The sequence below is a fragment of the Actinomadura montaniterrae genome, assembly GCF_008923365.1.
In the GTDB taxonomy this organism is placed as follows: Bacteria; Actinomycetota; Actinomycetes; order Streptosporangiales; family Streptosporangiaceae; genus Spirillospora; species Spirillospora montaniterrae.
The window spans coordinates 1-8,308 of sequence record NZ_WBMR01000316.1 but is presented as its reverse complement, the minus strand read 5'-3'; the positions used below and the strand labels follow the sequence as shown (position 1 = coordinate 8,308).

Below are 8,308 nucleotides of genomic sequence, written 5' to 3'. Positions count from 1 at the left end.
GCGCATCGCCTCGGCGGGCGGGACCCGCGCGGCCGACAGCGCGGGCGCGAGCGCGGCGAGCGCGCCCGCCGCCAGCCCGTACGCCAGCCCGGCCGCGACGGTCGCGGCCCGCACGGACACGAACGTCTCGGGCAGGCCGATCGCGTCGCCGTACAGGCGGGTGACGGTGCCGGCGAGCAGCACCCCGGCGACGACGCCGGGGACGGCGCCGGCGAGCCCGGCGGCCAGGCCGGTCGCCAGGTAGTGCGCGACGAGGGTGCGGCGGCGGAACCCGCTGGCCCGCAGCGTCCCGATGACGACGCGGTCGCGCGCGACCCGGCGGGTCAGCACCACGTACACCGCGACGCCTGCGGCGGCGAGGAACAGCAGCGGGAACAGCACGGCGAGTTCGGCGAAGCCCTTGATGTCCTCGCCGAGGGCGGCGTTGCTGGGCTGGTCGGCGCGGGTGACGGCGGCGCCGGCGCCGTGATCGCGGGCGGCGGCGGTGAGCGCGGCGTCGAGCCTGCCCGCGTGGCCGCGTCCGGCGCCGGTGTAGTGGACGGCGACCTGGTTCGGCGCGGACGTCCCGGCGATCTTCTCGGCGAGCGGTTCGGGGACGAACAGCACGCCGAACGAGCCGGGCGCGGGCAGCGCGTCCTGGCGGCTGGCGGCGGGCCACAGGTACTCGGTGGACGACGCGGTGCCGCGCACGTCGACCTGCTGCCAGGCGCCGCCGTGCCACACCGCGACCTTCGCGCCGGGGCGGAGGCGGGCGTGGCCGGCGATGTGCTTCTCGGCGAGGACCCCGGTGGGCGCGGACGCGTCCAGGTACCGGCCCTTGAGCACCTTGACCCTGTCGACGGCGGGCTGCGACCCGGCGGGCATGCCGACGACGCGGCCGACGAGGGTGCTGCCGTCGGGCATCCGCATCGGCACATCGGCGACGGTGCGGGCGGCGGTCGCGGCGACGCCGGGTTCGGCGGCGGCGGCGCGGGCGATCGCGGCGGTGTCGCCGCCCGACACCGTCAGGTCGGCGAACCGGTACCGCTCGAACAGCCGCCGGTAGCCGGAGTCGAGGTTCTTGTAGGCGTCGTAGGACGCGCCGAACAGCGCGACGCCGAGCATCACCAGCACCACCACCGACACCAGCTGCGCGGGGCGGCGCCGCAGGTCCCGGCGGAGCTTGACGGCCAGCACGCTCACCAGGTCACCTCCTCGGCGGGCGCGGGCGCGGCGTTCACCGCGACCTCGACGACGCGCCCGGACCGCATCCGCACCACGCGGTGCGCCATCGACGCGATCGCGGCGTTGTGGGTGACGATCAGGACGGTGCGTCCCTCGCCGTTGAGGTCCTGCAGGACGCGCAGGACGCCGCGTCCGGTGTCCAGGTCGAGGGCGCCGGTCGGCTCGTCGCACAGCAGCAGCGCCGGGTCCTTGGCGATGGCGCGGGCGATCGCGACGCGCTGCTGCTCGCCGCCCGACAGCTGCGCGGGAAAGTGCCCGCCGCGCTCGGCGAGGCCGACGGCGGCGAGCGCGGCCGCGGACCGCTCGCGGTCGCCGCGGCCGGTGAGCTCGGCGACGAGCCGGACGTTCTCCAGCGCGGTCAGCGACGGCACGAGGTTGAAGAACTGGAACACGAACCCGACGGTGTCGCGCCGGTAGGCGGTGCGGCCGTCCTCGTCGAGCCGGGAGAGGTCCCGGCCGCCCGCGACGACCTCCCCGGCGGTGGGCGGCTCGATGCCGCCGATGAGGTTCAGCAGGGTCGTCTTGCCGGACCCGGACGGGCCGAGCAGCACGACCAGCTCGCCCTCGGGCACCTCCAGGTCCGCCTCGCGCAGCGCGTGCACCTCGGCGTGGCCCTTGCCGTAGGTCTTGGACGCCCCGCGCAGCAGAACCGCCGTGCGTTCCCTGGCGCCGTTCGGTCCGGGCGCGCGCCGCGGTGGGTCGTCCCGCTCGGAGGCCGGGGCCTGTTCACTGCCGTGCCGCATCTCCATCGTCTCCTTGGTCGGCCGGGGGACGGCCGGTCGGTCCGCCGGGCGCGCCGCCCGCGGCGGAGTCCGGGGCCTGGTCCGGGGAGGGTCCCGGGGCGGGGGCGGCGGCGCGCAGCAGGGCGGTGAGGGACGCCGCCGACCCGGCGGCGTCGGTCTCCGGGTCCATCACGGCGTGCAGCAGCAGCCCGTCCAGCAGCGCGGTGATGACGACCGCCAGCGCCGCCGGGTCGGCGTCGGCGCGCAGCCGCCCCGCGTCGCGGTCGGCGGCGAGCCGGGACGCCAGCAGGTCGCGGAACATCCGCACCTGCACGGCGCTCTGCTCGCGCAGCTCCTCGTCGCGCAGCCCCGCCACCAGCGCTTCGGCCATGACCCGCTGCCCGGCGCTCGCGGCGCCGCGCACGGCGAGCCCGGCGACGGCCTCGACGACGCCGTCCAGCGTGTCGGGGGCCTGCAGGATCGCGGTCACCGGGCCCTCCAGCTCCGCCTCGATCCCGTGCATCACCGCCGCGCGGCGCAGCGCGTCCACCGAGCCGAAGTAGTAGTGCACGAGCGCGTTGTTGGCCTGCGCGCGCTCTGCGACGGCGCGCGACGTCACCGCCGCCCAGCCGCCCTCGGCCATCACCGCGACGGCCGCCTCCAGCAGCCGCACCCGCGTCGGCACCTCGCCGGACGCCATCCCGCCTCCCTGTTTTGGTCATTTGCTTAAAGCATCTGACCAACAGAGTAGCTCTGGACCATTGCACGATGCAACGGTCTGGCGCCGGCGGCGGCGAAGGCGGCAGAGCAAGGCTGCAGAGAGGGCGGCGGAGATGGCGTCGGTGAGCACCTGACCCGGCGGTGCGGGTTCCGGAACTTTCTGGCCGTGCCGGGCACGGCGGCGTTACCGTGGCGATACGGGATCACGGCATCCGTCTCTCCCCGCGCGGCGGCGCCGGGCCCGCAGGGCCGCCCCGCCCGCGGCGGCGCCCCGCTCCCCCTCGTCACACCGTCCAGAGGTGAGACCGTGCGCACCACCACGGGGTGGCCGGTCCCGGACGATCCCGCGCAGATCGCCGCGGTCCGCGTCCGGATCCGCGAGGTGCTGCGCGAGTGGGGCCACGCGGCGGGCGCGGACGTGGTGCTGCTGCTGGCCGACGAGCTGCTCGCGAACGCGCTCACGCACGGCCGCCCGCCCGTGCACCTGCGGCTGGAGGCCGACACGGCGGCCGGGACGCTGCGCTGCGAGGTGTCGGACGCCGACCCGCGGCCGCCGCGCCGCCGCTCCCCCGGCGACCGCGACGAGCACGGCTACGGGCTGCTGCTGGTGCAGGCGCTGTCGGTGGCGCGCGGCTGGCACCCGACCGCCGGCGGGAAGGTGGTGTGGTTCCGCACGGCCCTGGACCCGGGCGGCTGACCGCCCGGGTCCGGGGCCTCTCGCGGCGTCAGGCGCCGCAGGCGGTGTTCGCGGGCGGTGTCAGGCGTCGCGGCGCTTGAGCAGGAACGCGGCGAGGGCCATCAGCGCGGCCGTCCAGGCGGCGAACACCGCGTACCCCTGCCAGGGGGTGAGCAGGTCGTCCTTGCCCTGGTGCGCCTTGGCGATCAGCTGGCCGGCCTCGGAGGGCAGGTAGGCGTGCACGTGGTCGCCGATGCTGCCGGGCAGCAGCGCGGTGAGCGGCGCGAGCACCAGCACGAACCCGATGACGCCGGTGATGCCGCCGGCGGGGTGCCGGACGATCGCGCCGATCGCGAGCGCGAACAGCCCGAGCATGGCCAGGTAGAGGCCGCCGCCGACGACGGCGCGCAGTGCGCCCGGGTCGCCGAGCGAGGCGTCAACCTTGCTGGACAGGATCGCCGCGCCGATGAAGAACGACACGAACGACACCACGACGCCGAGGACGAGGACGATCAGCCCGAAGACCACGGCCTTGGCCCACAGCATCGGCAGCCGGCGCGGCACGGCGAGCAGGCTGGCGCGGATCATGCCGGTGGAGTACTCGGAGGCGATGACCAGCACGCCGAGGACGCAGATCGTCAGCTGGCTGAGGAAGAAGCCGCTGCCGAGGATGCTGGAGACGGGGTCGGCGGCGATCTGCGCGCGGTCGCCGGCGTCGGTCTTGTCCCACTGGCCGACGGTGAGGCCCATGAACAGCGCGGTGAAGCCGAGGTCGAGCACGATCAGCAGGATCAGCGACCACAGCGTGGAGCGGACCGAGCGGATCTTGGTCCATTCGGCGACCAGCAGCCGGCCGAAGCCGGGACGGGCGAACGCGCCGGGGTCGCTCGCGGGCGTGCGGGCGGGCGCGTCGGCGGCGGTCATCGGTTCTCCCCCTGTTCTGCGGGCGCGGCACCGTCGGAAGCGCCGTCCACGGCCGGGGCGGGTGGCGGGACGGCCGTCCCGTCCGGGCCGGTTCCGGCGCCGTACTCGACGCTGTCGCGGGTCAGTTCCATGAAGGCGGCCTCGAGGGAGCCGCGGCGCGGCGTCAGCTCGTGCAGGACGATCCGCTCGGCGGCGGCGAGCTCCCCGACGCGGGGCGCCTCCATGTGGGTGACGGTGAGGGCGGTGTCGCCGTCGGGGGTGATCTTGGCGCCCTCGGCGGCGAGCACGTCGGCGAGCCGCGCGGCGTCGGGGCTGCGGACGATCACCATCTTCTCGGTGCTGCGCTCGATGAACTCCTCGGTGGAGCAGTCGGCGATGAGCCGGCCGCGGCCGATGACGATGAGGTGGTCGGCGGTGACGGCCATCTCGTTCATCAGGTGGCTGGAGACGAACACGGTGCGGCCCTGCGCGGCGAGCCGCTGCATGAGGGTGCGGATCCAGACGATGCCCTCGGGGTCCAGGCCGTTGACGGGCTCGTCCAGGATCAGCACGGACGGGTCGCCGAGCAGCGCGGCGGCGATGCCGAGCCGCTGCCCCATGCCGAGGGAGAACCCGCCGGCGCGCTTGCGGGCGACGTCGGTGAGGCCGACGAGGTCGGCGACCTCGTCGACGCGGCGGCGTCCGATGCCCTGCGTCTGGGCGAGGCACAGCAGGTGGTTGTAGGCGCTGCGGCCGGTGTGCACGGCGCGGGCCTCCAGCAGCGCGCCGACCACCCGCATCGGGGCGGGCAGGTCGCGGTAGTGCCGGCCGGCGATGCGGGCGTCGCCGCGGGTGGGCCGGTCCAGGCCGAGCAGCAGCCGCATGGTCGTCGACTTCCCGGCGCCGTTCGGGCCGAGGAAGCCCGTCACCCGCCCGGGGACGACGGTGAAGGACAGGTCGTCCACGGCGGTCTTGTCGCCGTACCGCTTGGTGAGGTGTTCCGCCTCGATCATGCGCGCGTCCCCGGGGGTCGGTTCCAGTGATCAGGATCACACTAGCGCGGCGGACGGCCGGGGCGGATCCTCCCGTGAGCCGATGCGCCTCCACCTCCGGTAGGGCATCGGGGCCCGCGAGGGGGCCGCGCGTACCGCGCGGGGCGCAGCCGTGATCACTCCCGGCGCCGGACGCCTGAGCGGGCGCGTTCCGGGGAGGATGAGCGGGATCCCCCTGGAGGAGTGTGATGACCGCCGTGTCCGATCCGTCCGCGTCGCCGTCCGGCGCGACCGCCGCACCGGCGCCCGAGCCCGCCGGGCGGCGCCGCCGCCCGCGGCTGCGCAGGTGGGGGCGGCGCCTGCTGATCGCCGTGGTGGTGCTGCTGGCGGCGGTCACGGTGTTCTCGTTCGCCTACAACGCGGCGACGGCCGGCCGGGCGAAGCCCCCGGCCGGTGCGCTGTTCACCGAGGCGGACGGCGTCCGGACCAGGTACCGGGAGTGGGGGGCGCAGGGGACGCCGGTGGTGCTGGTGCACGGCGCGTTCGAGTCCGCCGACACCTGGTCCCGGGTCGCGCCGCTGCTGGCCGTCCGGCACCGCGTGTACGCGCTGGACCTGACCGGCTGGGGGTACAGCGAGCGGCGCGGGCCGTTCGACGCCGCGCACCAGGCCGCGCAGCTGCTCGGGTTCCTCGACGCGATGCGCCTGGACCGGGCGACGCTGGTGGGGCACTCCAGCGGCGCGGGGGTGATCGCGGCGGCGGCGCTGAAGGCGCCGGGGCGGGCGGCCGGGCTGGTGTTCCTGGACGGCGACGCCCTCGACACCGGCGCCGGCGAGGGCGCCGACAAGCTGCGGTTCGTGCTGCGCGACCCGTACCGGACGACGGTGACGCGGCTGGTCGTCCGGTCGGACTGGGCGATACGGACGCTCTACCGGGCGCAGTGCGGGCCGTCGTGCCCGCGCCTGGACGAGGCGGGCGTGCAGCAGTGGCGGCGCCCGTTCCAGATGCCGGGCGCGGAGGACGCGCTGTGGCAGATGCAGGCGGTGGTGGGGCTGCCGGCGGGCCGGGTGGCGGAGCTGGCGCGGCTCGGGGTGCCCAAGGCGGTGGTGTTCGGGGCGGACGACGACGTGTTCTCGCGCGGGTCGCCCTACGAGACGGCGCGGCGGATCGGCGCGCCCTCCCCCGTGATCATTCCGGGGGCGCACCATCTGTCGCTGGTGTCGCATCCCCGGCAGGTGGCGGACGCGGTCCTGGCGACGGCGCCCTGAGCCCGGCGGCGGCGCCGCGCGGGCCCGCAGACGGCGGACCGGGAACGACGGACCGGAAAGGCGGACCGGAAGGGCGGACCGGAAACGGCGGCGCCCTCCCCGCGAGCGTGCGGGGAGGGCGCCGTGGCCGTCGCGGCCTGGCGTCAGGCGGCGACGCCGTCGGCGGCGTTGATGTCCTTGTGGAAGCGCTTGTGCACGTAGAGGCGCTCGCCGAGCGAGTCGCAGCGCCACCACAGGCCGGACGGCGGGCCGATCCGGGTGTGCCGGGGAAGCTCGCGCAGCACCTCGTTGACCGGCGTCATGCGCAGCCGCCCGGACCGGCACACCAGGATGCGGCGGTCGGTGACCACCACGACCCGGTAGGCGTTGGTGAACAGGATGATCCAGTACGACAGCAGCGCGAAGTACTGGCTGGTCGTCTGGGCTCCGAAGACGGCCTGGACGTTCTCGCCGGGCTGCAGGACGGGGGCCGCGTTGGCGCGCATCTTGTCGCGGATGGCCACGGGCTGGGACCTTTCTCGGGGAGCGCGTGGGCGGCCCGGCGGCCGCCGACACGGCGCCGCACCGGCGGTCCCACTGCCCTCGGGGGTTGTCAGAAGCCTCGATTGTGCCATCACCGGTCCGTCGTAGTGCGTCTTTTCGTGTGTTGCGGCCATATGTGGTGACGATTCCGTGCAGGCCGGGCGGTGGGGACGCGGCGGACCGGCGGCGGCGCGGGCGGTCGCGGCCGGTGCCCGCACAGCGACCCCTTTTATTGACGCACTGCCAATAATTGCGGGAGGATGGCGGGAGGAACAGGCCGCCGACCCCCGGGAGGCCCCGTGACCACCCCCCGCGCCTCGTCCGCACCGGTGCCCGTGCCCTCGGGCGACCTGCTCGCCGAGCGGCTCGCCGACCGGGACGTGCTGCGGACCCTCGCCGCCGAGCCGCTGGTCGGCCTCGGCGCGGGCCGCGCCCTGCTGATGCAGCTGGCGCACCCGGCGGTCGCCCGGGGCGTCGCCGAGCACAGCGACTTCGCCGAGCGGCCCCTCGCCCGGCTGTTCGGCACCCTGGACTTCCTGCTCGTCACCACGTTCGGGACGCCGGACGAGGTCGGGCGGATCGCCGCGAAGGTCCGCGGGATCCACGGCGCCGTCCGCGGCGAGGGCTACTCCGGCAACGACCCGGACCTGCAGCTGTGGGTGAACGCGACCCTCATCGACTCCGCCCTGTACATCTACGAGAACGTGATGCGGCCCGGCGACGGCGAGCCCGACCTCGCCGGGGAGTACTACCGGCAGGCGCGGATCGTCGCGGAGGTCCTCGGCTGCCCCCTGGACGCCCAGCCGCCCGACCTGGCGTCGTTCCGCGCCTACATGGCCGAGGCGGTGGCGTCGCTGGAGGTCACCGACACCGCCCGCGAGGTCGCCGCCGCGGTGCTGTACCCGCGCAAGCTGCGCGCCCTCGCCCCCGCTCTCGCGGTGTTCCGCCTCGTCACGACGGCGCTGCTGCCGGAGCCGTTGCGCGACCAGTACGGGCTGCCGTGGACCCACAACCGACGCCGCGCCGCGGACCTTGTGCTGCGCACCGCCACCGACCTGCACCATCTCACCCCGGCGTTCCTGCGGCGCCCGCCGCGGCCGCTGCTGGTGCGGCTGGCCCGGCACCGCGTCGACCGCACGCTCGCCAGCCGCCGCGACCGCCGCCGACGCGGCCGCCCCTGACCCTCCCGGAGACCGCCGATGCTGGGCATCTACGCCGACCTGCCCTGGTCGTACGCGGCGGGCGCGGGCATCGCGCTGGCCGCCGCGCACCAGCTCCGCG

Annotated in this window: 9 protein-coding genes; 3 read left to right on the top strand and 6 right to left on the bottom strand. The window is 75.8% G+C overall.

Going from position 1 to position 8,308, the window contains the following annotated elements:
* From F9B16_RS46795 to F9B16_RS46785, 3 genes are all read right to left on the bottom strand, one after another.
* On the bottom strand, nucleotides 1–1,182 hold a 1,182-nt coding region (locus tag F9B16_RS46795; RefSeq protein ID WP_151546730.1), incomplete at its 3' end, for an FtsX-like permease family protein.
* Nucleotides 1,179–1,973 carry an ABC transporter ATP-binding protein gene (locus tag F9B16_RS46790; protein ID WP_225992571.1) on the bottom strand — a complete coding sequence of 265 codons (795 nt, stop codon included), beginning with the start codon at nucleotides 1,971–1,973 and terminating at the stop codon, nucleotides 1,179–1,181. The genes F9B16_RS46790 and F9B16_RS46795, both read right to left, overlap by 4 nt.
* On the bottom strand, nucleotides 1,951–2,646 hold the full coding sequence (locus F9B16_RS46785) for a TetR/AcrR family transcriptional regulator (protein WP_151546729.1): 696 nt from the start codon (nucleotides 2,644–2,646) through the stop codon (nucleotides 1,951–1,953). Before F9B16_RS46785 ends, F9B16_RS46790 begins: the two co-directional genes overlap by 23 nt.
* 327 nt (nucleotides 2,647–2,973) lie before the next feature.
* Here F9B16_RS46785 and F9B16_RS51845 point away from each other — a divergent pair, with 327 nt between their 5' ends.
* On the top strand, nucleotides 2,974–3,363 hold the full coding sequence (locus F9B16_RS51845) for an ATP-binding protein (RefSeq protein ID WP_192809340.1): 390 nt from the start codon (nucleotides 2,974–2,976) through the stop codon (nucleotides 3,361–3,363).
* A gap of 60 nt (nucleotides 3,364–3,423) precedes the next feature.
* Here F9B16_RS51845 and F9B16_RS46775 read toward each other — a convergent pair whose 3' ends face one another.
* Both F9B16_RS46775 and F9B16_RS46770 read right to left on the bottom strand, forming a co-directional pair.
* Nucleotides 3,424–4,266, bottom strand: a complete 843-nt coding sequence (locus F9B16_RS46775) for an ABC transporter permease (RefSeq protein ID WP_151546727.1) — start codon at nucleotides 4,264–4,266, stop codon at nucleotides 3,424–3,426.
* Nucleotides 4,263–5,258, bottom strand: a complete 996-nt coding sequence (locus F9B16_RS46770; RefSeq protein WP_151546726.1) for an ABC transporter ATP-binding protein — start codon at nucleotides 5,256–5,258, stop codon at nucleotides 4,263–4,265. Before F9B16_RS46770 ends, F9B16_RS46775 begins: the two co-directional genes overlap by 4 nt.
* A gap of 227 nt (nucleotides 5,259–5,485) precedes the next feature.
* Between F9B16_RS46770 and F9B16_RS46765 the strand changes: the two genes are divergently transcribed.
* Nucleotides 5,486–6,505: an alpha/beta fold hydrolase gene (locus tag F9B16_RS46765; protein ID WP_151546725.1), complete on the top strand. Its 1,020-nt coding sequence runs from the start codon at nucleotides 5,486–5,488 to the stop codon at nucleotides 6,503–6,505.
* 143 nt (nucleotides 6,506–6,648) lie between these two features.
* Here F9B16_RS46765 and F9B16_RS46760 read toward each other — a convergent pair whose 3' ends face one another.
* The gene (locus F9B16_RS46760; RefSeq protein WP_151546724.1) at nucleotides 6,649–7,008 is read right to left on the bottom strand and encodes a hypothetical protein; all 360 of its coding nucleotides are present in this window, start codon (nucleotides 7,006–7,008) and stop codon (nucleotides 6,649–6,651) included.
* 318 nt (nucleotides 7,009–7,326) lie between these two features.
* Here F9B16_RS46760 and F9B16_RS46755 point away from each other — a divergent pair, with 318 nt between their 5' ends.
* Entirely contained in the window at nucleotides 7,327–8,208 is an 882-nt protein-coding gene (locus F9B16_RS46755; protein WP_225992570.1) for an oxygenase MpaB family protein, read from the top strand.
* Nucleotides 8,209–8,308 lie beyond the last annotated feature (100 nt).

Bases quoted from the DNA above. Each gene is read 5' to 3' on its own strand.
- F9B16_RS46765 (WP_151546725.1), top strand. From the start codon at position 5,486: ATGACCGCCGTGTCCGATCCGTCCGCGTCGCCGTCCGGCGCGACCGCC.
- F9B16_RS46785 (WP_151546729.1), bottom strand. From the start codon at position 2,646: ATGGCGTCCGGCGAGGTGCCGACGCGGGTGCGGCTGCTGGAGGCGGCC.
- F9B16_RS46770 (WP_151546726.1), bottom strand. From the start codon at position 5,258: ATGATCGAGGCGGAACACCTCACCAAGCGGTACGGCGACAAGACCGCC.
- F9B16_RS46775 (WP_151546727.1), bottom strand. From the start codon at position 4,266: ATGACCGCCGCCGACGCGCCCGCCCGCACGCCCGCGAGCGACCCCGGC.
- F9B16_RS46790 (WP_225992571.1), bottom strand. From the start codon at position 1,973: ATGGAGATGCGGCACGGCAGTGAACAGGCCCCGGCCTCCGAGCGGGAC.